The organism is Phenylobacterium sp. (genome assembly GCF_036502675.1).
Lineage (GTDB): Bacteria > Pseudomonadota > Alphaproteobacteria > Caulobacterales > Caulobacteraceae > Phenylobacterium.
This window is the reverse complement of the sequence record NZ_DASXYF010000014.1, coordinates 29936-54426: the sequence shown is the minus strand read 5'-3', so window position 1 is coordinate 54426 and position 24491 is coordinate 29936. Positions and strand designations below refer to the sequence as shown.

The following is a 24491-nucleotide window of genomic DNA, read 5'->3' as shown; positions in this document are numbered from 1 at the left end:
CTTCAGCCCGAGACTATCCAGCCGTCGCTCAGTGAGGCCTGCTGTACCCCGACCGGGATCACCTGGCCGCCGCCGCCGGACAGGGATGTTATCTGGGCGTTGGCGGTGATGGTGTCGCTGTAGGGCGAGCCTACGACGGTCTCGATATTGCTAAAGTCCACGGACCAGCCTTGTCCGGTCCCGACGTCCGTTACTTGCAGGGTCCCGCCCGAGGCCCCCCCTGAGGTTCCAGATGAACGGGTCGCGGCTCTGAGGTCGCCGGCTTCGAGGGTGTCGAGGCCGGGCCCGCCAGCCACCGCCCGGGTGGAAGGGGTCAGGCGATAGACTTCGCTATCGGCTGATGTATCACTGGCGTCAGCCACGGCCGCCCCCGAATTCCGAGATGGAGAGGCCGGTGATCTACCCGGAAACTGTAGTCGATTCAAGGTGGTAACGCCTGTTTATGCGCATGCCACATGATAGCGGCTCCCCTCCGTTCAAATCAATGTTCTCCTGATGTTCTTGATGCGCGCCGCCGTTCGAGCTAAGCTGTACGGGGCTCCGCACCAAGGTGAGCGCCTGGGTTTCCGCGTGGCCGAGCCGCCCTGCAAGTGCTTGCTCCGATTGCGCCTCACAACACATTCCGACCGAGACAACCTATTGATTCACAGCCATTTCGTCCCGACGTAGAAGTGCTGTTTACAACTCCGGAAACCGCTGATGATGTAAGGGGCTGTAAGCGGATCGCTCATGGCGGCCCAGGGACCTTGTGGCGAAAACCATGCCGCGGCGACAGGCCGGCGCTGCTTGACGCTAACGTCAAAGGATTTACCGTTCGCCGGCTTGCAGTTGGTCCCGGGGAAGGGTCGATGTCCGCCGAACTGCGCCGGCCCGGCCGCACCTATGCCATCCGCGAGCTCTGCCGGGAATTCGGCTGCACCCCGCGGGCCCTGCGGTTCTACGAGCACAAGGGTCTGCTGGCGCCCGCCCGCGACGGCCTGAACCGGGTCTATTCCGACAAGGACCGCGCCCGCCTGCAGCTGATCCTGCGCGGCAAGCGTGTCGGGCTGGCCCTGGCGGAGATGCGCGAGATCCTCGACCTCCACGACCTGGGCGACGGCGGGGCGGCCCAGGCGGCGCGCTCCATCGAGGCCTTCCGTGAACGGATCCGGATCCTGGAACGGCAGAAGGTCGAGATCGACGAGGCCATCCGCGACCTGACCCTCGGCGTTCGGCGCCTGCAGAGGCAACTGGCCGCCTCGTCCTAAGGAGCGATCATGAGCTACCAGCCCCCGATCCGCGACCAGCTGTTCCTGCTCCGCGACGTGCTCGAGCTGGAGCGTTACGCCGCGCTTCCGGGCTTCGCCGACGCCTCGCTGGACGTGGTGGAGCAGATCCTGGAGGAGGCCGGCAGGTTCGCCGCCGAGGTGCTGGCGCCGCTCAACCGGGTCGGCGACCGCCAGGGCTGCCGCTGGAGCCCCGACAACAGCGTCGCCACGCCGGACGGCTTCAAGGCCGCTTACGGCCAGCTGGTGGCCGGCGGCTGGCCGGCGCTCTCCGCCGACCCGGCCTATGGCGGCCAGGGCCTGCCGGCGGTGGTCAACATGGCCTTCCAGGAGATGTCGTCCGCCGCCAACATGGCCTTCTCCATGTACCCGGGCCTCAGCCACGGGGCCTATGCGGCGATCCGCGCCGGCGGCTCGCCGGAACAGAAGGACCTCTACCTGCCGAACATGGCCGCCGGCCGGTGGACCGGCACGATGAACCTCACCGAGCCGCAGTGCGGCACCGACCTCGGCCTCCTGCGCACCAGGGCGGTCCCGCAGGCCGACGGGACCTACAGGATCAGCGGCCAGAAGATCTGGATCTCCGCCGGCGAGCACGACCTGGTGGAGAACATCGTCCACCTGGTGCTGGCCCGTATCGAGGGCGCGCCGGAGGGGGTGCGCGGCATCAGCCTGTTCATCGTGCCCAAGTTCATCCCCGACGCCGCGGGCGCGCCCGGCGTGCGCAATTCGGTGAAGTGCCTGGGCCTCGAGGAGAAGATGGGCATCCACGGCAACGCCACCTGCGTCATCGGCCACGAGGAGTCGACCGGCTGGCTGCTCGGCGAGGCCAACCAGGGCCTGCGGCTGATGTTCGTGATGATGAACGAGGCCCGGCTGGGCGTGGGCCTGCAGGGCGTCGCCCAGGCCGACGCCGCCTACCAGGCCGCCGCGCGGTTCGCCAAGGAGCGGCTGCAGGGCCGCTCGCTCTCCGGGCCGCAGAACCCCGACGGCCCGGCCGACCCGATCATCGTCCACCCCGACGTGCGCCGCATGCTGCTGGACGCCCGCGCCATCGTCGAGGGCGGCCGCGCCTTCATGTTCTGGACCGCCCTGCACGGCGACCTGGCCCACGCCAGCCCCGACGAGGCGGTGCGCACCAAGGCCGCCGACTACATGGCGCTGCTGACGCCGGTGGTGAAGGGCTTCCTCACCGACCGCGGCTTCAAGGTCTGCTCCGACGCCCTGCAGGTGCATGGCGGCGCGGGCTTCACCGAGGGCTTTCCGGCCAGTCAGCACCTGCGCGACTGCCGCATCGCCCTGATCTACGAGGGAACCAACGGCGTGCAGGCCCTCGACCTGGTGGGCCGCAAGCTCCCCGCCCAGGGCGGCCGGGCGATGGGCGCGTTCCTGGCCGAGCTCGACGGCTTCCTGGCGGCGGAAAAGGCCAACGTCGAGCTGGCGCCCTTCGTCCAGGGCCTGGCCGGCGCCAGGGCCCAGCTGCAGGAGGCCACCTTCTGGCTGATGCAGCACGGCCTCGCCAATCCGGAGGACGCCGGCGCCGCCTCCACCGACTACCTGCACCTCTTCGGCCTGACGGCGCTGGCCTACATGTGGGCGCTGATGGCCAGGGCGGCGCAAGGCCGGGTCGCCGCCGGCGACCCCGACCCGCTCTACGCCAACAAGCTGATCGTCGGTCGCTACTTCCTGGAGCGCGTCCTGCCCGACACCGGCGCCCACCTGGCCAAGCTGAAGACCGGCGCAGCCCCGTTGATGGCCCTGCCGGCGGAGGCCTTCTGATGCCGCGGCACACCGCCTCCGTCGCCTGGGCGCTGGGCGGGGGCGAGGATTTCGTCCGCGGCCGCTACAGCCGCGCCCACACCGTCGCGTTCGATTCAGGCCTGTCCGTGCCCGGCTCCGCCTCGCCGCACGTCGTGCCAGGTCCCTGGTCGGTGGAGGCCGCGGTCGATCCGGAGGAGATGCTGGTGGCCGCGCTCGCCGCCTGCCACATGCTGAGCTTCCTGCACGTGGCCCGCGAGGCGGGCTTCGTCGTCACGGCCTACCGCGACGAGGCGGAGGGCGCGATGGAGAAGACGGCCGACGGGCGCTGGTGGGTGGCCCGGGTCGCCCTGCGCCCGGCCGTCGACTACGCCGGCCCCGCCCCTGGCGCGGCCGCCGCCGCAGCCTTGCACCACGCCGCCCACCAGACCTGTTTCATCGCCAATTCGGTCAGGACGGAGGTGATCGTCGAGCCGTGTCGTTAACCGCCGTTTACCAACTCTTCAGCGGTCCGCAGGCTCAATGGAGCTTTCGCGGAGAGGGGCGGCGGGGCCCAGCGGAGACGACGATGATCGTCCACAACGTCGGCTTCGACGCCGGCCTCGCCAGGCTCATGGCGGCGCGCCGCCGGCACATGGCCGCCCGCCTCGGCGTCATACTGGCCTGCGCGCTGGTGGCCGGTCCCCTGACCGGCTGGCTGCTGGCCGCGGGCTGGTTCGCCGCCTGCGCCGGCTTGCAGGGCGCGGAGCTCGCCCTGCACCGCGCCGGACGCGGGGTCGCCAGCCGGGGCGCGGCGCTCTCGTTCCTCGCCGCCGAAAGCCTGGTGTTCGGCGCCCTCGCCATCCTCGCCCTGCTGGCCGACGACGCCTGGGGCGCGGCCTGCGGCGGCCTGTTCCTGGTGCTCACCGTCTTCGGCGCCGCCGGCGCCCGCCGCAGCTCGGCGCCGGCTTTCGTCGCCACCGTGGTCCCGCTGGCCCTGCACCTGCTGGCCGCCTCGGTGCTGGTCGCCAGGCTGAGCGGCCATCTCACCGTGGCGTTCGCCTTCGCCGCCGCCGGCGCCGCGGGGGTCGCGGGCTCGGCCTGGCTCTGGCGCCTGCTCTCCGAGGCGTTGGCCGTCGAGCGCCGCGCCCTGGGCGAGGCCGACCGCCGCCACCTGGAGGCCGACGCCGCCGCCCGCAGCACGGCGGAGTTCGTCGCCGCGGCCCGCCACGCCCTGCGCCGCCCGCTGGACGCGGTGGTCGCCGGAGCCGACTCCCTCGGCCGTTCCGCGCCGGCGCTGCGCGCCCAGGCCGAGCGCATCGGCGAGGCCGGCCGCCGGGCGCAAGGCTTGCTGGACGATTTGCGCGACCTGGCCGCCGTCGACGCCGGGCGGATCGAGCTCGCCGCCGCCGTCTTCGACCTGCGCGTCCTGGTGCGCGAAGCCGCCGCCGCCTGGGCGGCCCAGGCCCGCGCCAAGGGCCTGCACCTGGAGATCGAGGGCGCAGAGCGCCTGCCGCGCTGGGTGTCCGGCGACGGCGCCCGCCTGCGCCAGGTGCTGGACGCCCTGCTGGCCAGCGCCGTCCGGGCCGCCGACGTGGGCGGCGTGACCCTCACCGTCTCCGCCGCCCGCCTCACCGAGGACGAGCAGCGTGGCGATGTTGCGGCCGACTGGCTGGTCCGCCTCAACGTCTGCGACACCGGCCCGGGCCTCGGCCCCGACCAGCTCGCCGGCCTGTTCCACCCCTTCGACCGCAGCCTGGAGGCCTCGCCCCGCGCCGGCGCGGCGCTGACCCTGAGCCTCGGCCGCGCGCTCGCCCGGCTGATGGGCGGCGACCTCTACGCCGCCAGCCCCGCCGGCCGCGGCGCCGCCTTCACCCTGGAGGTGGCCATGGCCGACGCCCGGGCCGCCGCGCCCGCCCTGCCGGCCGGCCGCGGCCTGCGGGTGCTGGTGGCCGACGGCCAAGAGAAGAACCGTCGCGCCGTGGCGTTGATGCTGGAGCCGGCCGGCGTCCAGCTCACCGCCGCCGCCTCGGCGGAGAGCGCGCTCGAACTCCTCGCCTCGCGGCCCTTTGACCTGATCCTGATGGACGTGGCCATGCCGGACATGGACGGCCGCGAAGCCTGCCGCCGCCTGCGCGCCGCCCCGGGCCCCAACCGCGCGACGCCGGTCATCGCCTGCGCCGCGGTCACGACCGCCGAGGCCTGGGAGGACTGCCGCCGGGCCGGCATGTCGGCCCTGATCGCCAAGCCCATCGACGCCGCCGGCCTGCGCGCCCTCATCGCCGAGGTCCTGAAGCCCGACCCCTCCGCCGCGGCCGCAGTGGCGTGAAGGAGAGGCTATTCCAGGTCTGCGGATCCGGTCTGCAGCATCCCCGCCAGCCGCGCCCTCAGTCCCTCGGCGTCCTTGAGCTCGCACTCCCACACCGCCTCCGCCCGCCCGCCCTTCTCGCCCAGCGCGTTCCGCGCCCGTTCGTCGCGGGCCCGGTTGCGGGCGACCTTGGCGGTCCAGTATTCCCGGTTGGCCTTCGGCACCCGGCCGCCGCGGGCGCAGTCGTGGCCGTGCCAGAAACAGCCGTGGACGAACAGCGCCAGCCTGCGCCCCGGCAGCACGATGTCGGGCGACCCTGGCAGGTCCTTGCGATGCAGCCGGTAGCGCGCGCCCAGCGCCCACAGCATCCGCCGCACCTTCAGCTCCGGCCCGGTGTCGCGGCTTTTCACCCGCCGCATCACCGCCGAACGGGCGGCGGGGTCGAAGACGTCGGTGCGCCCGGTCACAGCCCTTCGAACAGCGCCGTCGATAGGTAGCGCTCGGCGAAGGAGGGGATGATCGCCACGATGGTCTTGCCGGCCATCTCGTCGCGCGACGCCACGTCGAAGGCCGCGGTCAGGGCCGCGCCCGACGAGATCCCCACCGGGATCCCTTCCTCCCGCGCCACCCGCCGGGCCATGGCGAAGCTGTCGTCGTTGGAGACCTGGATGATCTCGTCGATCACGCCGCGGTCGAGGATCGAGGGCACGAAGCCGGCGCCGATCCCCTGGATCTTGTGCGGGCCGGGCTGGCCGCCGGAGAGCACCGGCGAAGCCTCGGGCTCCACCGCCACCATCCGCACCGAGGGCTTGCGCGCCTTCAGCGCCTGGCCGACCCCGGTGATGGTGCCGCCGGTGCCGACGCCGGAAATCACCGCGTCCACCGCCCCCTTGGTGTCGTTCCAGATCTCCTCGGCGGTGGAGACCTTGTGCACCAGCGGGTTGGCGGCGTTGTCGAACTGCTGCGGCATCACTGCGCCCGGCGTCGCCTCGACGATCTCGCGGGCGCGGACCACGGCGCCGGCCATGCCGCGCTCGGCCGGGGTCAGCTCCAGCCTGGCGCCCAGGATCAGCAACATCTTGCGGCGCTCGATCGACATGCTCTCCGGCATCACCAGGATCAGCTTGTAGCCCTTGGCCGCCGCCACGAAGGCCAGCGCGATGCCGGTGTTGCCGCTGGTGGGCTCGACGATGGTCGAGCCTGATGTCAGCACGCCCTTGGCCTCCAGGTACTCGATCATCGCCACGCCGATGCGGTCCTTCACCGAGGCCATCGGGTTGAAGAACTCCAGCTTGGCCAGCACCTCGCCCCTGGGCTTCAGCGCCGCGGTCAGCCGCGGCAGCCGCACCAGCGGCGTGTCGCCGATGGTGTCGATGATCGAGTCGAAGATCTTGCCCCGGCCGGCGCGTTTCAGGCCGGCGGCGTCGTAGGTCTTGTCTGCGGTGGCGTCCATGTCGCGGGCCTCTGGTGGGGCTGGAGTTTTTCCCTGTCGAGCGCGACCCTAAGCCCTGCCGGCGGATTTTTCAGCCGAGTTATTCTGCCGCCAGCACGCTCTTTTCCCGAAGCAGCGGTTCCAGCAGGCGCTGCGCCAGCCAGCGCACCGCCGGCACGGCCACCCCGTCGCCGGCCAGGTGCAGCGCTGCGGTGGCGCTGGCGGGCAGCCGGTAGCTGTCCGGCAGGCCCATCAGCCGCGCCGCCTCGCGGGGACTGAGCAGGCGCGAGCGCACGCGGCCGTTCTCCACCACCACCAGCGACTGGCGCGACGAGCCGCCTCGCGGCGTGCGCAGGCAGCCGGCCAGGCCGTCGAACCTTGCCTCCGCCCGCTGGGTCCGGCGGCCGTCCACCTGGCGCGTCCGGCGATAGACGCCGCCGACGGCCGAGGCGCCGGCGGCGACCAGGGCGTCCAGCCGCGCCCGGTGGGAGGGCGCCATCAGCGAAACCAGCCGCGCGGTGCGCGCCGCATCGTGCCAGGCGACGGCGTCCGCCGGCTCCAGCAGGCCGGCCAGATCGGTGTTGCGACGGGGCGGCGTGTCCAGCCGCCACCGGATCCAGCGCTGCGCCAGGGCCTCGGGCAGCCCCGCCTCGGCGGTCCGCACCGCCCTGGTCTGATAGGGGCTCTCGCCCACAAGCGTCGCCGGGACCCGCTCGCGGGTGGCGATCACGAACACCCGCGGCCGCGACTGCGGCAGGAACCCCGCCGCATCGATTTCCAGCGCCCCGAAGGCGTAGCCCTGGGCCGCCAGGGCCGCGCAAAGCGCACGGAAGTCCCGGCCCTGGTGCGAGGTGAGCAGGCCCACGACGTTCTCGATCACCAGGGTCCGCGGCGCGCGGCCTTCCTGGGCCAACGCCTCCATAAGCCGCCAGAAGCCGAAGAAGCTCGACGACCGCCCGCCCGCCAGGCCCGCCCGTCCGCCGGCTAGGCTGAAGTCCTGGCAGGGGGAGGAGGCCCAGGCCAGGTCCGCCCGCCCCGGCAGGTCGCCCGCCGCCAGCGCCCAGACGTCGCCCTCCCGGAAATGTCCGGCGTCCCGGAAATTGGCCCGGTAGGCCTGCGCCTTCATGGGGTCGAAGTCGTTGGCGAAGGCGCAGGCCCAGGCCTCGCCCAGCCCCAGCCGCGCCATGCCACCCCCGGCGAAGAACTCGTAGAAGGTGAGGGACGCGATCCGACTCATCGGCGGGAGTCTAGCTTGCAGCGGGGGCGGCGAAAGGGCGGATTCACCATCCCCAGCGACGACCTGCCGCACGCACCTTTAAGGCGAGCTTAGTCATGGTCAGCCACCTTGCGCCATCTTCAAGAGGGCGGTCATGACGCAGTTTCAGAACGGTTCGCGCGCGCGCGCCGTGCATCGGCTGATCTACGCGAGCCGCCAGCGGTTCGCGGCCAACGAGCCCGCCGCACAGGCGCTGGAAGCGATCGCCGCCAGCGCGGCGCGGCACAACGCGGCCGCCGGGGTGACCGGCCTGCTGCTGGCCCACGGGGGCTGGCTCCTGCAGGTGCTGGAGGGCCCGGCCAACGCGGTGATGACCACCTACCGGCGCATCCTCGACGACCCCCGTCACGACGAGCCGCGGGTGATCATCTCGGGCCCGGTGCGTGAGCGGGAGTTCGAAGAGGCCGGCATGGACGCGCGCCGGATGAACCCGGCCGGAGACTGTATTCTCGGCGCCCTCGACCAGCGCACGGCCTTCACCCCGCGGGAGCTGTCCGACGTCTCCGCCCTGGCGCTGCTCAAGGCGGTGCGCGGCTGCGACGCCCCGGCCCTGGTCGCGCTGGCCGGCTGACGAAAAAACTTCCCGCCGGCGGCTTCCGTCGGCCGAGTCGCGGCCCCATAAGCCTCCCATGACCGCTTCGCTCGACGAGGCGCGGGAGGTCCTGCGCCGCACCTTCGGCCATGCTAAGTTCCGCGGCCTGCAGGGCGAGGTGATCGGCGAGGTGCTGGCTGGCCGCAGCGCCATGGCCGTGCTGCCCACCGGTGGCGGCAAGAGCCTCTGCTACCAGATCCCCAGCATCATCCGCCCCGGCCTGGGCCTGGTGGTCTCCCCGCTGATCGCGCTGATGACCGACCAGGTGGCGGCGATGGTGCAGTCCGGCGTGGCGGCGGGCCGGCTGGATTCCAACCTCGAGCCGCGCGAGCGCACCGAAACCTGGCGGCGGCTGGAGGCCGGCGAGCTGGACCTGCTCTACCTCTCGCCCGAAGGCCTGATGCAGACGGCCATGCTGGAGCGGCTGGGCCGCCTGCCGCTGGCGCTGATCGCCATCGACGAGGCCCACTGCGTCAGCCAGTGGGGCCACGACTTCCGGCCCGAATACCGCACGCTGGGCCGGCTGGCCGAACTGTTCCCCGACGTGCCGCGCCTGGCGGTCACCGCTACCGCCGACGCCCGCACCCGCGAGGACATCCGCGAGGAGCTGCGCCTCAACGAGGCCCGTGAGTTCGTCGCCAGCTTCGCCCGCCCCGAGCTGCAGCTCTCCGCCGAGCGCAAGACCGGGCCGGGCCGCAAGCGGGTGCTGGAGCTGGTGGCCGAACGCCCCAACCGCTCCGGGGTGATCTACGCCGGCTCCCGCGACGGGGTCGACCGGCTGGCCGAGGCGCTGCGCGAGGCGGGAACGCCGGCGCTCGCCTATCACGCCGGCCTCGACAAGCAGGTTCGCGCCCGGCGCCTGGAAGAGTTCCTCGAGGCCGACGCCGCGGTGATGGTGGCGACCATCGCCTTCGGCATGGGGGTGGACAAGCCCGACGTCCGCTACGTCATCCACGCCGACCCGCCCGCCGCCATCGAGGCCTACTGGCAGGAGATCGGCCGCGCCGGCCGCGACGGCGACCCGGCCGAGGGCATCACCCTCTACGGCGCCTCCGACCTCTCCTGGGCGCTGCGCCGTATCGAGACCCGCGACGTGGACGAGGCGGTCAAGCAGGTGCAGACCCGCAAGGCGCGCCAGCTCTACGCCATGCTGAACGGGGCCAGCTGCCGGGCCGCGGCCGTGCGCCGCTACTTCGGCGAGGAAGGGGTGAGCGCCTGCGGCCAGTGCGACGTCTGCCTGGCGCCGCCGAGCTCCACCGACGCCACCGAGGCCGCCCAGAAGGCGCTGTCGGCCGTCCACCGCCTGGGCGGTCGCTTCGGCCGCGGCCGGCTGGTCGATCACCTGCTGGGCAAGACCAAGGAGCCGTCGAGCTTCGAGGCGGGCCTCTCGACCTTCGGCGTCGGCCGCGAGTACAGCCCCGCCGGCTGGCGCGACCTGGTGGAGCAGCTGATCTTCGAGGGCCTGCTGAAGGAAGACCCCAACGACAACCGCCCGCTGATCGGCCTGGGCGACGCCGAGGGCGTGCGCGCCGTCTACCGCGGCGAGCGCCGGGTGGCCGTGCGCCACGTGCCGGAGTCCCTCGACCCCCCCACCCGCTCGGGCCGCCCCCGCAAGCGCACCCGCGAGGCCGCAACGCCGCTCTCGCCGGCCGACGCGCCGCTGTTCGAGGCCCTGCGCGCCTGGCGCGCCGCCGAGGCCAAGCGCCAGCACGTGCCGCCCTACGTGATCTTCCACGACCGCACCCTGGTCGAGATCGCCCGCCTGAAGCCCGCCGCCGCCGGTGCCCTGGCCGCCATCTCCGGTGTGGGCGAAAGCAAGCTCGACCGCTACGGCGAACCGGTGCTGGCGGTGGTGACGGGGTTCGCGGGGTGAGCGGTCCTGAGCGACCGTTCGCCGGATCGTAGGATCGAGACAAGGATCCCCCTTGAACGCGAAGAAGGCCGCCCCCCCACGTCCGCCCAAGACCAGGCCCCGGCATGGCCTGTTCGCCCGCCTCCTGCGCCTGGCCGTCGTGCTCTTTGTCGTCTTCGGCCTGGTCGGCCCGATCCTGGCCGTCGCCGTCTACCGCTTCGCGCCCCCGCCGATCACCTACCTGATGGTGGAGCGTATGGTGGAAGGCCGCGGCTTCGACCGGCGCTGGCAGCCCATCGAGCGCATTTCGCCCACCCTGGTCCGGGCGGTGATCGCCGCCGAGGACGCCCGCTTCTGCGAGCACCACGGCTTCGACTTCGACGCCATGGAGAAGGCCATGCGCAACAACGAGCGCCGGCCCGGCCGTATCCGCGGCGGCTCCACCATCAGCCAGCAGACCGCCAAGAACGTCTTCCTCTGGCCCGACCGCTCCTATGTCCGCAAAGGGCTGGAGGCCTATTTCACCGTGCTGATCGAGACCATCTGGGGCAAGCGGCGGATCATGGAGGTCTATCTGAACTCCATCGAGTGGGGCCCGGGCGTCTACGGCGCCGAGGCCGCCGCCCAGGCCAACTTCAGGGTCAGCGCCGCGCGCTTGAGCCCCGCCCAGGCCGCCCGCCTGGCCGCTATCCTGCCCAGCCCCTTGAAGTGGCGCGCCGCCACGCCGGGGCCATATGTGAGGAAGCGGTCCGGAAAGATCGGCGCCGCCGCCGGCACGGTGCGCCGCGAGGGATCCGCCGCCTGCGTGCTGAGTTGAGCCTTTAGTTCACGAGGAGTCTCCCATGCGTGTCGGCGTGCCGAAGGAGATCAAGCCCGACGAATACCGCGTCGGCGTCACCCCCACCGCCGCGCGCGAGTACGGGGTCCGCGGCCACGAGGTGCTGGTGGAGACCGGCGCAGGCTCCGGCGCGGGCTATTCTGACGAGGCCTATGTCGCGGCCGGCGCCCGCATCGCCCCCGACGCCGCCGCGGTGTTCGAGGCCGCCGAGCTGATCGTCAAGGTCAAGGAGCCCCAGGCCTGGGAATGGGCCAGGCTCGAGCCTCGCCACATCCTCTTCACCTACCTGCACCTGGCGCCCGATCCGGCCCAGGCCGAGGGCCTGCTGGCCTCCGGCTGCGCGGCCATCGCCTACGAGACCGTGACCGACGCCGCCGGCGGCCTGCCGCTGCTGGCCCCGATGTCGGAAGTGGCCGGCCGCATCGCCGTCTTCTCCGCCGGCGAGACGCTGCTGAAGCACAACGGCGGCATGGGCCTGTTGCTCTGCGGCGTTCCCGGCGTGTCGCCGGCGCGGATCTGCGTCCTGGGCGGCGGCGTGGTGGGCCTCAACGCCGCCCGCATGGCCGCCGGCCTCGGCGCCGAGGTGGTCGTCCTGGAACGCTCCATTCCGCGCATGCGGGTGCTGGACGACATGTTCCTGGGCCGCATCCTCACCCGCTACTCCACCCTCGACGCGGTGGAGCAGGAGGTGCTGAAGGCCGACGTGGTCATCGGCGCCGTGCTCACCGCCGGCGCCGCCGCGCCGAAGCTGGTCCACCGCGAGCACTTGTCCCGGATGAAGCGCGGCTCCGTGCTGGTGGACGTCTCCATCGACCAGGGCGGCTGCTTCGAGACCAGCCGCCCGACCACCCATGCCGACCCGACCTATGTGGTGGACGGCGTCGTCCACTACTGCGTGGCCAACATGCCGGGCGCCGCGCCGCGGACCTCCTCGGAGGCGCTGGTCCACGCCACCCTCTCCTTCGGCCTGGCGCTGGCCGACCAGGGGCTGGATGCGCTGAAGTCCGACCGCCACCTGGCCAAGGGCCTCAACGTCCTCGCCGGCCAGCTCACCCACCCGGCGGTGGCCCAGGCGCTCGGCAGGCCGTTCGTCGATCCGTATGGGGTGTGGGGTAGGGGTGTGTCAGTACTGAGCTAAGCCGCCGCCCATTCCCCCGGGTCGAGGGCCTGCGGGTCGTCGAGGGCCATGTCGTCCCAGTCGAGATCCGGCGGCGGCCGCGAGGCGGCGGCCACCACGGCGGACATCTCCGCCGCCGAGCTCACCCCCACCAGCACGGCGGCGGCTTCCGGCCGCGACAGGGCGAAGCCCAGGGCCGCCTGCAACGGGTCGCTGCGGCCCTCGGCGATCAGCCGGCGGGCGCGGGAGATGCGGCTGGCCGCGGCCTTCATGTGGCTGGGCGCCCGGTCGGGCGGCAGGAACAGCAGGCCGTTGAGGAAGATCGAGCGCAGGTGCACCTCGATGCCCATGCTGGCCAGTTCGGCGAGCGTGCCGTCCACCAGCAGCCGCTGATCCAGCAGGCTCGCCGGCGCCTGCATCACGTCGGGGTGCAGCCGGCGCGCCAAGCGCACAGGATCGTCCGAGGCGTAGACGCTGACGCCGATCTTGCGGCACAGGCCCTGGTCGCGCAGCAGCTTCATCCGGTCCCACAACGCCAGGCCGTGGGCCCCGAACAGGTCCGAGGCGGTGGGCGCGAGGACGGTCTCGACCTGCTCCAGCCCAAGGCGGCGAAGCTGCGCGCGCAGTTCGGCCTCCACATGGTCCGGACCGCGGTCCGGGCGCACCGTCGAAAGCGTCACGCGGAACGGGGTCGGGCGAGGCAGGATGCCGGCCAGCTTGGTCTCGGCATGGGCCGAATGCCCGTCCACCTCGAACACCGACAGGCCCGAACGTGCGGCGATCCCCAGGATGTCGCGCGCCTCGGCGTCCCGTGGGCGTACGCGGTTGCTTGGATGGTCGCTGTCGAGGCCGAACTGGCTCGAACCTAATCCGAGTTTGTTGAGCGGAGAGGTCATGAAAGGGGGCGACGCTCTTAAAAGGGAACCGGTCTGCCCCTATACTGAGCCCCAGGCCTAAAGATCCCGTATCTGCAATCTTGCTGGGAGGTTAAGCTCGCACCGATGCGCGAGCCTTTGCCCGAATGGCCGACATTCGGCCTCGCCGACGACGTCCGCCCCGCGCTCGCCGCGGCGCGCACGGCCGGCCGGCCGGCGGCGCTCGCAACCCTCACCGCCGTCGAGGGCGGCGGCCCGCGTCCGCCGGGAACCCAGATGGTCTTCGCCGAGGGGATCGTCGCCGGCTACTTCTCCGGCGGCTGCGTGGAGTCCGACGTGGCCGACCACGCCTTCGCCTGCCTCTCGGATGGCGAGCCGCGCACCCTGGTCTACGGGGAGGGCAGTCCGTGGCCGGACATCCGACTGCTCTGCGGCGCCCGTATCGAGATCTTCGTGGAGCGGATCGACCCCGGCGACCCGGCGCTGGCGGCCCTGATCGAAGCCCGCGACGCCCGGCGTCCCGCGGTGTGGATCAGCGACGGCCGCCGCCGGGCCTGCGTCCCGCCCGGCAGGGCGCAGGCGTGGACCGGCGCGGTCAGCCTGCGGCACGACCCGGTCCCGCGCCTGGCGGTGTTCGGATCGGACCCAACGGCCCTGGCCATCGCTCAGCTCGGCGCCCAGTCCGGCCTGGAGACCACCCTGGTGCGCCCCAAGGGCCCGCCGCAGCCGCCGCCGCTGGCCGGCGTCGCCTATCGCCGCGACGAACCGGCCCAGGCCCTGGCCGCCATTGGTCTCGATCCGTGGACGGCGGTGGCCGTCGCCACCCACGACCTGGAGATCGACCAGGCGGCGCTGGCCGCGGCCCTGCCGTCGCCGGCCGGCTACGTGGGGCTGCTGGGCGCCCGGACCCGCCTGCCGGAACGGCTGGCGCGGCTGCGCGCGGCGGGACTGGCGGAGGGCGCTCTCTCCCGCCTGCACGCCCCGATCGGCCTCGACATTGGCGGCAAGGCGCCCTGGGAGGTTGCCGTCTCGGTGGTGGGCGAGATCATGGCCCTGCGCTACGCGCGGGCCAGCGGCAGCACCTCGACCAGCTCCCCCGGCGCCGCGGTCGGCGCGCCCGGCGGCCGGCGCAGCAGGGCGTTGGCCGCGGCGAACACCGTCACCAGCGACGAATCCTGATCGCGGTAGGGCTCGACGCTCAGGCCCCCGTCGGCCGTCGAAAGCCGCGCCCGCATCCAGTGCTCCCGCGGGCCGTTGGCCGACAGCGGCGTCGCAGTCTTCGCCTGGATCGTCGGAAACCCGGTCGGCGCCCCGGTGTAGGCGGCCAGGATCGGTTTCAGGAACAGCTCGGCGCAGACGAAGGCCGAGGCCGGGTTGCCCGGCAGGCCCAGGATGCGCCGGCCGTCGCCCAGCACCCCGAAGAAGGTCGGCTTGCCCGGCCGCACGTTGACGCTGGCCACGTCCAGCGTCAGGCCCAGCGCCTCGCCCGCCGCCCGCACCAGGTCGTGGTCGCCCACCGAGGCCCCCCCCACCGTCACCAGCAGGTCGGCGTCCGCGCCGCGCAGCGCCTCGACCACCGCCTCCAGCCGGTCGCGCACCGGCCGCGCCTTGCAGGCCGCCGCCCCCCAGCCCTCGGCCATGGCCTTCAGGGCCGGCGCGCCGGAATCGTAGATCTGGAAGGGCCCGGGAGCCTGCGGCGCCTCGACGATCTCCTCGCCGGTGGAGAAGAACACCACCCGCGGCCGGGCGTGCACCCGCACCTCGGCGCGTCCCGCCGAGGCGGCCAGCGACAGTCGCCAGGGGTCCATCCGCACGCCCCGGGCCAGCAGCGGCTGGCCGGCGCCGAAGTCGCCGGCGGCGGGGCGCACATTGGCGTCCGGCGGGCTTGCCGGAACCTCGACGACCTCGCCGTCGCGCCTGGCGTTCTCCTGGATCACCACCGTGTCGGCGCCTTGCGGAACGGCCGCGCCGGTGAAGATCCGCACCGCTTCGCCGACCCCGAGCGTCCCGTCGTAGCCGTGGCCCGCCGCGCTCTCGCCTGCGATCCTCAGCCGCCCCGGCGTGTCGGCCGCCCGCAAGGCCCAGCCGTCCATGGCCGAGGCCCGGAACGGCGGCTGGTCGCGCACCGCGGTGACGTCCTCCGCCAGCACCCTGCCGATCGCCCGGGCCAGCGGGACCGTCTCGCCGGGCAGGGGGGTGATGCGCGCCAGCATCCGCGCCCGCGCCTCGTCGACCGGCAGCAGCTTCATTCCGCCCGCCAGTCGCCGGAGGCGCCGCCGGACTTCTCCAGCAGCCGGACCGCCTCGATCACCATGCCCTTCTCGGCCGCCTTCAGCATGTCGTAGAGCGTAAGGCAGGCCACCGACACGGCGGTCAGCGCCTCCATCTCCACGCCGGTCCTGCCGGTGGTCCGCACCCGTGCGGTCACGGTCATGCCGCCCTCGGCCGGCTCGACGCTTACTTCCACCTTGGAGAGCGCCAGCGGATGGCAGAGCGGGATCAGGTCGGAGGTCTTCTTGGCCGCCATCACGCCGGCGATCTCGGCCACGGCGCGCACGTCGCCCTTCTTGCCGAGGCCGGACGTCGCCAGCGCCAGGGTCACGGGCGACATCCGCACGAAGCCTTCAGCGGTCGCTTCCCGCCCGGTGACCGCCTTGTCCGAGACATCGACCATCCGCGCCCGGCCGGCCGCGTCGATGTGGGTCAGCCGGCTCACGACTCCATCAGGCGCGGCATCAGCTCGACCATGTTGCAGGGGCCGTGCCGGCTGTCGAGCTGGGCGGAGATCACCTTGTCCCACCCGTCCTTCACCGCCCCGTTGGACCCCGGCAGGCAGAAGACGAACACCCCGCCGATCAGCCCGGCGGTGGCCCGCGACTGCAGGGTCGACAGCCCCACCGACTGGTAGCTCACCAGGTGGAACACCACCGAGAAGCCGTCGATCTTCTTGTCGAACAGGGGCTCGATGGCCTCCGGCGTTACGTCGCGCCCGGTGATGCCGGTGCCGCCGGTGGTGATGATCGCGTCCACCGTGCCGGCGGCGCACCATGCCCGGACCTGCGCGCGGATCTCGCCGATGGCGTCGCGCACGATCGCGCGGCCCGCCAGCATGTGCCCCGCCCCGGCCACCCGGTCCGCGAGCACGTCGCCGGAGGTGTCGCTCTCCGCGTCGCGGGTGTCGGAAACGGTCAGCAGCGCGACCCGCACCGGCTTGAACGGCCGGCTCTCGTCGATGCGGCCGCCGGGGGTGAGGACTGGGGCGTTCATGAAGGGTCTCCGATCTTTGCCCGGTTCTACCGCCTCAGCCAGTCGCGGTGAAGGGCGCCGCCGCGTTGCGGGCTGCTTACTCCCACCGCGCCAGGTCGGCATGGTCCTGCGCGCGCGGCTCGATCCAGTGGGCGCCGCCTGGGCCGTGCTGTTTCTTCCAGAAGGGAGCCCGGCTCTTCAGGTAGTCCATCAGGTAGTCGCAGGCCTCGAACGCCGCCCGCCGGTGCGAGGCGGCGGTGGCCACGAAGACGATCGGCTCGCCGGGGCCTATTCTGCCGACGCGATGGGTGACGGTCAGGTCGTCGAGTTCGAATCGCGTCCGCGCCGTCTCGGCGATACGGGCGATCTCCCGCTCGGTGAAGCCGGGATAGGCTTCCAACTCCAGGATCGCCGTCTCCCCGTCCTCGGCGCGGGCCAGGCCGGTGAAGGTCGCCACCGCCCCCGTCTCCCGCCGGCCCTTGGCGAACGCCGAGAGCAGCGCCCCGGGGTCGAAGGGCTGTTCGGTCAGGGTGATCATCCGCCGCTCATCGGCGGCAGGAAGGCCACCTCGGCGCCCGGCGGCACGGCGGCGTCGCCGCGCACGATCGCCTGGTCCAGCGCCACCTGCACCCCGGGTGCGGCCAGCGCCTCGCCCAGGGCCGCATCCTCGGCGGCGAGATAGGCGCGCAGGGCCGACAGGGTCGCCGGCGCGTCGGCCAGGTCCCGCTCCCGCCAGCCGGCCAGGTCGCGCAGGGGTCCGAACAGCAGCACCCGCGCCACGGCCTCAGCCCCCGGTGGTGGACATGTGGCGAGCCACGGCCGGCGCCTCGCCGCGGCCGATATGGAAGTCGTGGCCCTTGGGCTTGCCGTCGATCCCCTGCCGGATCGCGTCGATCAGGCCCGCATCGTCGGCGCCCGCCCGCATCACGGCGCGCAGGTCGGTGGCGTCGTCCTGGCCCAGGCAGGTGTGCAGGGTGCCGGTGCAGGTCAGCCGCACCCGGTTGCAGAGGTCGCAGAAATTATGGGTCAGCGGCGTGATGAACCCCAGGCGCCCGCCGGTCTCCTCCACGCGCACATAGCGCGCAGGCCCGCCGGTGGTGAGCGGGATGTCGGTCAGCGTCCAGAAGCTTTCGAAGTCCCGCCGCACGTCGGCCAGCGACAGGAACTGGTCGGTGCGGTCCTCGTCCACCTCGCCCATGGGCATGGTCTCGATCAGGGTCATGTCGAGGCCCCGCCCGTGCGCCCAGGCGACCAGCTCGGGCAGTTCGGCGGCGTTGTCGTTCTTCAGGGCCACGGCGTTGATCTTCACGGCGAGCCCCGCGGCCTGCGCCGCGTCGATCCCGGTCAGCACCTTGGCGATGTCCCCACCGCGGGTCAGCCGGCGGAACAGCTCGGGCTTGAGGGTGTCCAGCGAGACGTTGATGCGCTTCACGCCCACCCGCGCCAGTTCGTCCGCGAGCTCGGTCAAGCGGGTGCCGTTGGTGGTCAGGGTCAGCTCGTCCAGCGCCCCGCTGCGCAGATGGCGCGAGAGCTCGCCCATCAGGCTCATCAGCCCCTTGCGCACCAGGGGCTCGCCGCCGGTGATCCGCAGCTTGCGCACGCCCAAGGCGACGAAGGCGCTCGCCACCCGCTCAAGCTCTTCCAGGCTCAGCACCTCGGCCTTCGGCAGGAAGACCATGTGCTCGGCCATGCAATAGACGCAGCGCAGGTCGCAGCGGTCGGTGACCGACAGCCGCAGATAGGTCACGTTGCGGCCATAACCGTCGATCAGCGCCGGCGGATTGGCGTAGACGGCCGGGGCGTCGTAGGGGCTCATAACCCGCCTAAGATAGAAGGGAACGGGCCTTGACGAAAGGGGCAGGCGCGATGCAACGCCTCGAGGCGCTCGTGCTGGCCGCCGGACTGGGCCGCCGGTTCGGCGGCGGCAAGCTCACCGCGCCCTGGAACGGCGGCGTGCTGCTGGACGGCGCGCTGGCCGCCGCCTTCGCCGCGCCGGCCCGCTCGGTGACGCTGGTCACCGGCGCAGACGCCGACCGCGTGGCGGCCGCGGCCCGGGCCTGGGCCGACCGGGCCGGCCAGCCGGATCGCCTGGCGGTGGCGCACGCGCCGGCCTTCGCCGAGGGCCTGGGCGCCTCCCTGCGCACAGGCGCCGCTGTCCTGCCGGCCGACGCGGCGGGGGTCTTCATCTTCCTGGGCGACATGCCCCGGGTCCCCACGGCCGTGCTGCAGTCCCTGGCCGATGCGGTTCTGGCGGGCGCCCCCGCCGCCGCCCCGCAGTTCGCCGGCCGCCGCGGCAATCCCGTCCTGCTGGGCGCCGCCCTGATTCCGGCGCTTGACGCCCTCACCGGCGACCAGGGGGCCCGCGAGATCCTCCGCCGCCTGGGCGACAGGCTGGCGCTGGTGGAAGCCCCCGACGACGGCGTGCTCTTCGACGTCGACCTCCCCGAGCATCTCTCGTCGGCCTAGGCCTTCACGAACGGCAGCGAGGTGGTCGGCTTGCCGGTCAGGGCCAGAAGGGCGTTGGCGACCGCAGGCGCGATCACCGGCGTCCCCGGCTCCCCCGCGCCGGAGGGCGCGGCGGTCGAAGGCACGATGTAGGTCTCCACCGTCGGCGCCTCGGAGTTCCGCAGGACCCGGTAGCCGTCGAAGTTGGCCTGCTCCACCCGGCCGTCCTTCAGGGATATCCGGCCGAACAGCGCCCCCGACAGGCCGTAGCAGGTCCCGCCCTCCATCTGGGCGGCGATCTGGTCGGGCGCGACGGCCGTGCCGCAGTCGATGGCGGTCACCACCCGGCCCACCCTGGGGACCCCGTCCACCAGCCTGACCTCGGCCACCTGCGCAACCACCGAGCCGAAGCACTCGTGCACCGCCACGCCGCGGGTCCAGCCCTCCGGCGCGGGCGTCGTCCAGCCCGCCTTCTCGGTCGCCAGGTCCAGCGCCGCCAGCCGCCGCGCCGCGCCGGCCTTGCGGTAGAGGGCGCGGCGGTAGTCCACCGGGTCCTTGCCGGCCCGCCGCGCCAACTGGTCGATGGTGTGCTCCATGGCGAAGGCCGTATGGGTCGCCCCCACCGAGCGCCACCACAGCACCGGCACGCCGACGTCGGGCAGGATCACCTGGGCGTCCACCGCCGGCGTAGCCGTCAGGTAGGGCGAGCCCAGGGTCCCCTCCACCGCGGTCTGGTCCAGCTTGCCGCCGCCCATGGGCGAACCCTTCAGGATCGACTGGGTGACGATCCGGTGGCGCCAGGCGGTGGGATAGCCGTCCTTGTCCACCGCGACGCGCACGGCGTGGTGGGTTAGCGGCCGGTAGCAGCCGGCGGCCATGTCGTCCTCCCGCGTCCAGACCAGCTTCACCGGCGTGGCCTTGCCGACCTCCTTGGCGATGTGGACGCACTCGGCCACGTAGTCGGAGTTGAAGCTGGCGCGGCGCCCGAACGAGCCGCCGGCGTAAAGCGTCTCGATCTGGACCTGGGCCGGCAGGGCGCCCACGATCTTGGCGGCGTTGAGCTGGTCCATCGTTGGGATCTGGGAGCCGAAGATCAGCCGGGTCCTGCTCCCGTCGGCGATCGCCACGCAGTTCATCGGCTCCATCGCCGCATGCGCCAGGTAGGGGAAGTCGTAGGTCGCCGAAAAGGCCTCGGGCCCGTTCGCCGCGGCGGCGTCGCCCCGGCTGTCGAACGCCGTCCATTTGGCCTTGCCCGTGGGCTGGGCCCGTCCGGCGGCCATGTCGCGGAACCCCTGGGCGATCTGGTCGGAGCTGCGGGTCTCCGACTTCGACTCGTCCCAGGTCACCTGCAGGGCGTCGCGGCCCTGGCGCGCGGCCCAGGTGTCCCGGGCCACCACCGCCACGCCGGTGGGGATCTGGTGCACCGCCACGACGCCGGGGACCTGTCTGGCCGCTTTGGCGTCGAAGGCCTTCACCGTGGCCCCGAAGGTCGGCGCATGCGCCACCATGGCGGTGAGCATGCCGGGCAGGTGGACATCCTGGGTGAAGCGGGCCGTCCCGTCGCTCTTGGCCTGGGCGTCCTTGCGGCGCACCCGGCCGGTGCCCACCAGGGTGAAGGTCTTGGGGTCCTTCAGCACCGGGGCTTCCGGCGGCGGGATCTTGCCGGCGTCGGCCAGCAGCTCGGCGAAGGTCGCCTGCTTGCCGGAGGCCGTGTGGCTGACCACCCCGTCGCGCACCGCGATCTCGGCCGCGGGCGCGGCCCAGCGCCTGGCCGCCGCGCCGACGAACATCGCGCGCGCCGCCGCCCCGGCCTTGCGCAGCTGCAGCCAGGAGTTGGCGATGGCGGTCGACCCGCCGGTGGCCTGGACGCCCATCGCGGCGTTGGCGTAGAGCTTGGCGTCGGCCGGCGCCTGCGCGACCTTCACCTTCGACCAGTCGGCGTCCAGCTCCTCGGCGACGATGGCCGCCAGGCCCGCGTGCGAGCCCTGACCGAATTCCACATGCTTGCAGACCACGGTCACCAGCCCCTGCGGGTCGATGCGGATGAACGGTCCGAAGGCGCCCAGATCCATCTTGCGCGCGCCCACGCCCAGGAGGTCCGCGGGCGAGCAGCCCACCAGCAGGGCGCCGCCGACCACGGCGGAGCCCACGATCAGGCCGCGGCGGGTGGCGCCGGCCTTGCGGAGGTCGGCGGGGGTGTTCATCAGGCGTTCTCCGCGGGCGTCAGGCCGGCGGCGTCCTTGATGGCGGCGCGGATGCGCTGGTAGGTCCCGCAGCGGCAGATGTTGCCGTCCATGGCCGCGTCGATATCGGCGTCCGTGGGCCGGGGCGTCTTGGCCAGCAGCGCCGTCGCCGACATGATCTGGCCCGACTGGCAGTAGCCGCACTGGGGCACGTCGTGCTTCGCCCAGGCCTGCTGCAGCGGATGGCTGCCGCCCAGGCCCTCGATAGTGAGGATCTTGACCCCCGCCAGGGTCGAGGCCGGCGTCTGGCACGACCGGACCGGCGCGCCGTCGGCCAGCACCGTGCAGGCGCCGCACTGGCCCACCCCGCAACCGTACTTGGTCCCGGTGAGCGACAGGCCGTCGCGCAGCACCCACAGGAGCGGCATGTCCGGCGTGGCCTCCACCGCCAGCGCCTTGCCGTTGATGTCCAAGGTCAGCGCCATGAAGCGTCCTCCGAAACCGGCTCCATCTTAACGGTGTTCAGCGGATTCGGTAAGAGTCCGCGACGTGGCGGCGGGGCGGCCGACCCGCTACGGTTCGAGGCCCCGCCCGAGGATCCCGCATGGACGCATTCCCCGCCTACTTCCCGCTGACCGGCCGCACGGTGGTGATCGCCGGCGCCGGCGAGGCGGCGGAGGCCAAGGCCCGGCTGTTCGCAGGCTCGCCGGCGGCGGTGGTCCGCGCCGCGGGACCGGAGGCGTTCCTGGCCGGAACCTACCGCGGTGCGGCGCTGGTCTTCGTGGCCAGCGACGACGACCTGTTCATCCAGGCCGCGGTCAACGCCGCCCACGCCGCCCATGTGCCGGTGAACGTCGTGGACCGTCCGACGCTCTGCGACTTCACCACGCCGGCGGTGATCGACCGGGGGGAGGTGGTGGCGGCGGTGGGCACCGGCGGCGCCTCGCCGATGCTGGCCGGCCTGCTGCGCAGCGCCGTCGCCGCCTGCATCCCGGAGGGCGCCGGCCGGCTCGCGGCCCTGTTCCGGCAGCACCAGGCCGAGGTGCGCGAGGCCCTGCCCGACCTCGCCCAGCGCCGGGCTTTCCTGCGCGCGGCGCTTCTGGGCCCCGCGGCCGATGCGGCGATGGCCGGCGAAACGGACCGGGCGCGAAGCCTGTTCCTGCAGGCGCTGGCGCAGGGGCCGCAGGCGGCGGGGATCGTGCAGTTCGTGGCCGGCCGCGGGCCGGCGGACCTGCTGACCCTGCGCGCCGCCCGGGCCCTGGCCGAGGCCGACGTCCTGGTCGCCGATCCCGACACGGCGGCCGAGGTGCTGGAGCTGGCGCGCCGAGACGCCGAGCGGCGGGCGCCCGCCGACGTCACGCCGGCGCAGATGACGGCCCTGGCGCAGCAGGGCCTGCGGGTGGTGCGGGTGGCGACCGGCCCGCTGGACGCCGAAGCCCTGCGGGCGATCGGGTCCGCAGGCGTGACGGTGGAGGTGCTGCTGGCCGCGCCGGCCTAGTGATCAAGGGGGCGGTGGCGGGTCTCCGGCAGCAGCAGCAGGCAGGTGATCACCGACAGCAGGGTGAAGGCGAACGGGTACCAGAGACCTGAATAGATATCGCCCGTGGCCGCGACGATGGCGAAGGCCGTGAAGGGCACGAAGCCGCCGATCCAACCGGTGCCGATGTGGTAGGGCAGGGACATGGCGGTGTAGCGGATCCGCGTCGGGAACAGCTCCACCAGCGTCGAGGCGATGGGGCCGAACAGGGCGGTGGCGGCGATCACGAACACCAGCAGCACTCCGAAGGCGCCGGCGAGGTTCATCCGCGCCGGGTCGGCCTTGGCGGGGTAGCCGGCGCCGGCCAGCGCGGCCTTGATCCGCGTCTCCACGTCGTTGCGGGTGGCCTTGAGCGCGTCCTTCGGCAGCCCGCGGGCGTCGACGGAGTCCACCGCCGTGGTTCCCAGCAGAACCTGCGCCCTGGCGCCCGCCGGGGCGGCGCGGTTGGAATAGGAAACGCCGGCGTTGGCCAGCACGCTCTTGGCGATGTCGCAGGACGAGACGAAGGCCGCCTTGCCGACGGGGTCGAACTGCAGCGAGCAGTCCGCCGGGTCGGCGGCCACCACCACCGGCGCGCGGGCCTGGGCCTCGGCCAGGGCCGGGTTCAGGGTCTGCGCCAGCATGTGGAAACCCGGGAAGTAGGCGACCAGCATCAGGGTCATGCCGAACAGCATCACCACCTTGCGGCCGATCTTGTCCGACAGCCAGCCGAACAGGACGTAGAGCACGGCGCTGACCGCAGTCGCCGCCATCATCAGGCCGTTGATGGTCTCCGGCGGGACCTTCAGGAACTTCTCCATGAAGGTCTGCACGTAGAAGAAGACCGTGTACCAGACCGCGCCTTGCGCCGACATGATCGCCACCAGCGCCAGCAGTACGATCTTCAGGTTCTTCCATTGGCCGAAGGCCTCGGCGTAGGGGGCTTCGGAGCCCTCGCCGGCGGCCTTCATGCGGGCGAAGGATGGGCTTTCGCTGAGCTTGAGCCGCATCCAGATGGAGATGGCCAGAAGGCCGGCGGAGACCAGGAAGGGGATGCGCCAGCCCCAGGCGTCGAAGGCCGCGGGGCCGGCGACGGCGCCCACCGCCAGCCGCGTCGCCAGGATCACCAGCAGCGCGCCGAACAGGCCGAACGCCGCCGAGGTCTGCACCCAGCTCGTCGAACGTCCGCGCGCGCCGGGCGGGGCGTGCTCGGCCACATAGATCGCCGCGCCGCCGTATTCGCCGCCCAGCGCGAAGCCCTGCAGGATGCGCATCAGCACCAGCAGCGCCGGCGCCAGGATCCCCACCTGGGCGTAGGTGGGCAAGAGGCCGATGGCCACCGTGGCCGCCCCCATCAGCACCACCGTCACCAGGAAGGCGCCCTTGCGGCCCACCCGGTCGCCGATCCGCCCGAACACCAGCGCGCCGATCGGCCTGAAGGCGAAGCCTGCGCCGAATAGGGCCAGGGCGGCGATATAGCCGGCGGTGTCGGTGAGGCCCGAGAAGAAGGTCTTGGAGATGATCTGCGTCAGGCTGCCGAAGACGAAGAAATCGTACCACTCGAACGCCGTGCCCGCCGCCGAGGCTGCGACCACGGTCCGCAGCGACCCGCGTTTCACGGGCGCTTCAACGCCTTCGACGGCGATCTCCACCATGCCTTGCCTCCCCGGACTGCCGGGAAGGTCTAGAGCGTGACAGCCGGAAGTGGAAGCCGGTTCCGGCGACCATCACGCTCTATTTCAAAGACTTGCTGAACATGGTTGGTTCGAAGAGAATCAAACATGTTCTAGCCCGGGGGCGGTTGGAAGA

Annotated in this window: 24 protein-coding genes and 1 pseudogene; 11 read left to right on the top strand and 14 right to left on the bottom strand. The window is 72.7% G+C overall.

All coding sequences use genetic code 11. The features are described 5' to 3' along the window. Positions 1-2: 2 nt before the first annotated feature. Positions 3-161, bottom strand: coding sequence for a hypothetical protein (locus VGL30_RS01885; protein ID WP_331536192.1), 159 nt, complete (start codon positions 159-161; stop codon positions 3-5). 687 nt (positions 162-848) lie between these two features. On the opposite strand from VGL30_RS01885, the gene VGL30_RS01880 reads away from it, so the two are divergent. The 4 genes from VGL30_RS01880 (at position 849) to VGL30_RS01865 (ending at position 5331) form a co-directional block, all read left to right on the top strand. Then, positions 849-1247 carry a MerR family DNA-binding transcriptional regulator gene (locus tag VGL30_RS01880; RefSeq protein WP_331536189.1) on the top strand — a complete coding sequence of 133 codons (399 nt, stop codon included), beginning with the start codon at positions 849-851 and terminating at the stop codon, positions 1245-1247. Between the two features lie 9 nt (positions 1248-1256). Beyond that, on the top strand, positions 1257-3044 hold the full coding sequence (locus VGL30_RS01875; RefSeq protein WP_331536187.1) for an acyl-CoA dehydrogenase C-terminal domain-containing protein: 1788 nt from the start codon (positions 1257-1259) through the stop codon (positions 3042-3044). After that, the gene (locus VGL30_RS01870; protein WP_331536185.1) at positions 3044-3508 is read left to right on the top strand and encodes an OsmC family protein; all 465 of its coding nucleotides are present in this window, start codon (positions 3044-3046) and stop codon (positions 3506-3508) included. Before VGL30_RS01875 ends, VGL30_RS01870 begins: the two co-directional genes overlap by 1 nt. 83 nt (positions 3509-3591) lie before the next feature. Beyond that, entirely contained in the window at positions 3592-5331 is a 1740-nt protein-coding gene (locus VGL30_RS01865) for a hybrid sensor histidine kinase/response regulator (RefSeq protein ID WP_331536183.1), read from the top strand. 8 nt (positions 5332-5339) lie between these two features. On the opposite strand, the gene VGL30_RS01860 is transcribed toward VGL30_RS01865, so the two are convergent. From VGL30_RS01860 to VGL30_RS01850, 3 genes are all read right to left on the bottom strand, one after another. Then, positions 5340-5777 (bottom strand): DNA mismatch endonuclease Vsr, encoded by a 438-nt coding sequence (locus VGL30_RS01860; protein WP_331536181.1) that lies wholly within the window; start codon positions 5775-5777, stop codon positions 5340-5342. Further along, on the bottom strand, positions 5774-6763 hold the full coding sequence (cysK, locus tag VGL30_RS01855) for a cysteine synthase A (protein ID WP_331536179.1): 990 nt from the start codon (positions 6761-6763) through the stop codon (positions 5774-5776). Before cysK ends, VGL30_RS01860 begins: the two co-directional genes overlap by 4 nt. A gap of 79 nt (positions 6764-6842) precedes the next feature. Continuing rightward, positions 6843-7979 (bottom strand): DNA cytosine methyltransferase, encoded by a 1137-nt coding sequence (locus VGL30_RS01850; RefSeq protein ID WP_331536178.1) that lies wholly within the window; start codon positions 7977-7979, stop codon positions 6843-6845. Positions 7980-8112: 133 nt separating this feature from the next. On the opposite strand from VGL30_RS01850, the gene VGL30_RS01845 reads away from it, so the two are divergent. From VGL30_RS01845 to ald, 4 genes are all read left to right on the top strand, one after another. After that, positions 8113-8589: a BLUF domain-containing protein gene (locus VGL30_RS01845; RefSeq protein WP_331536176.1), complete on the top strand. Its 477-nt coding sequence runs from the start codon at positions 8113-8115 to the stop codon at positions 8587-8589. Positions 8590-8647: 58 nt separating this feature from the next. Then, on the top strand, positions 8648-10483 hold the full coding sequence (gene recQ / locus VGL30_RS01840; RefSeq protein WP_331536174.1) for a DNA helicase RecQ: 1836 nt from the start codon (positions 8648-8650) through the stop codon (positions 10481-10483). A 109-nt stretch (positions 10484-10592) separates the two neighbouring features. Continuing rightward, on the top strand, positions 10593-11279 hold the full coding sequence (mtgA, locus tag VGL30_RS01835; RefSeq protein WP_331536211.1) for a monofunctional biosynthetic peptidoglycan transglycosylase: 687 nt from the start codon (positions 10593-10595) through the stop codon (positions 11277-11279). Positions 11280-11304: 25 nt separating this feature from the next. Next, the gene (gene ald / locus VGL30_RS01830; protein ID WP_331536172.1) at positions 11305-12438 is read left to right on the top strand and encodes an alanine dehydrogenase; all 1134 of its coding nucleotides are present in this window, start codon (positions 11305-11307) and stop codon (positions 12436-12438) included. Here the strand turns inward: ald and VGL30_RS01825 are convergent. After that, positions 12435-13313, bottom strand: coding sequence for a bifunctional regulator KidO (locus VGL30_RS01825; protein ID WP_331536170.1), 879 nt, complete (start codon positions 13311-13313; stop codon positions 12435-12437). The genes ald and VGL30_RS01825 overlap by 4 nt on opposite strands. Before the next feature lie 105 nt (positions 13314-13418). Here VGL30_RS01825 and VGL30_RS01820 point away from each other — a divergent pair. Next, positions 13419-14279 (top strand): annotated as a pseudogene (locus tag VGL30_RS01820) (XdhC family protein); the annotation flags it as partial. A 71-nt stretch (positions 14280-14350) separates the two neighbouring features. Here VGL30_RS01820 and glp read toward each other — a convergent pair. From glp to moaA, 6 genes are all read right to left on the bottom strand, one after another. Continuing rightward, the gene (glp, locus tag VGL30_RS01815; protein WP_414694946.1) at positions 14351-15541 is read right to left on the bottom strand and encodes a gephyrin-like molybdotransferase Glp; all 1191 of its coding nucleotides are present in this window, start codon (positions 15539-15541) and stop codon (positions 14351-14353) included. Beyond that, a complete protein-coding gene (gene moaC / locus VGL30_RS01810; RefSeq protein ID WP_331536166.1) occupies positions 15538-16008 on the bottom strand; it encodes a cyclic pyranopterin monophosphate synthase MoaC in 471 nt (156 codons plus the stop codon). Before moaC ends, glp begins: the two co-directional genes overlap by 4 nt. After that, entirely contained in the window at positions 16005-16559 is a 555-nt protein-coding gene (gene moaB, locus VGL30_RS01805; protein WP_331536164.1) for a molybdenum cofactor biosynthesis protein B, read from the bottom strand. The genes moaC and moaB overlap by 4 nt, the downstream gene beginning before the upstream one ends. A gap of 76 nt (positions 16560-16635) precedes the next feature. Beyond that, entirely contained in the window at positions 16636-17076 is a 441-nt protein-coding gene (locus VGL30_RS01800) for a molybdenum cofactor biosynthesis protein MoaE (RefSeq protein ID WP_331536162.1), read from the bottom strand. Beyond that, positions 17073-17318: a MoaD/ThiS family protein gene (locus VGL30_RS01795; RefSeq protein ID WP_331536160.1), complete on the bottom strand. Its 246-nt coding sequence runs from the start codon at positions 17316-17318 to the stop codon at positions 17073-17075. The genes VGL30_RS01800 and VGL30_RS01795 overlap by 4 nt, the downstream gene beginning before the upstream one ends. Before the next feature lie 4 nt (positions 17319-17322). Then, positions 17323-18354 carry a GTP 3',8-cyclase MoaA gene (gene moaA / locus VGL30_RS01790; protein ID WP_331536158.1) on the bottom strand — a complete coding sequence of 344 codons (1032 nt, stop codon included), beginning with the start codon at positions 18352-18354 and terminating at the stop codon, positions 17323-17325. Between the two features lie 50 nt (positions 18355-18404). Here moaA and VGL30_RS01785 point away from each other — a divergent pair, with 50 nt between their 5' ends. Beyond that, positions 18405-19004 (top strand): nucleotidyltransferase family protein, encoded by a 600-nt coding sequence (locus tag VGL30_RS01785; RefSeq protein WP_331536156.1) that lies wholly within the window; start codon positions 18405-18407, stop codon positions 19002-19004. Here VGL30_RS01785 and VGL30_RS01780 read toward each other — a convergent pair. Then, positions 19001-21187: a xanthine dehydrogenase family protein molybdopterin-binding subunit gene (locus VGL30_RS01780; RefSeq protein WP_331536154.1), complete on the bottom strand. Its 2187-nt coding sequence runs from the start codon at positions 21185-21187 to the stop codon at positions 19001-19003. The two genes, VGL30_RS01785 and VGL30_RS01780, sit on opposite strands and share 4 nt — an antisense overlap. Continuing rightward, entirely contained in the window at positions 21187-21651 is a 465-nt protein-coding gene (locus VGL30_RS01775; protein ID WP_331536152.1) for a (2Fe-2S)-binding protein, read from the bottom strand. Before VGL30_RS01775 ends, VGL30_RS01780 begins: the two co-directional genes overlap by 1 nt. A 119-nt stretch (positions 21652-21770) precedes the next feature. Here VGL30_RS01775 and VGL30_RS01770 point away from each other — a divergent pair, with 119 nt between their 5' ends. Then, complete coding sequence (locus tag VGL30_RS01770) at positions 21771-22664, top strand: NAD(P)-dependent oxidoreductase (protein WP_331536150.1); 894 nt, start codon at positions 21771-21773, stop codon at positions 22662-22664. On the opposite strand, the gene VGL30_RS01765 is transcribed toward VGL30_RS01770, so the two are convergent. Further along, positions 22661-24337 carry an MFS transporter gene (locus VGL30_RS01765; RefSeq protein WP_331536148.1) on the bottom strand — a complete coding sequence of 559 codons (1677 nt, stop codon included), beginning with the start codon at positions 24335-24337 and terminating at the stop codon, positions 22661-22663. The two genes, VGL30_RS01770 and VGL30_RS01765, sit on opposite strands and share 4 nt — an antisense overlap. Between the last annotated feature and the right edge of the window lie 154 nt (positions 24338-24491).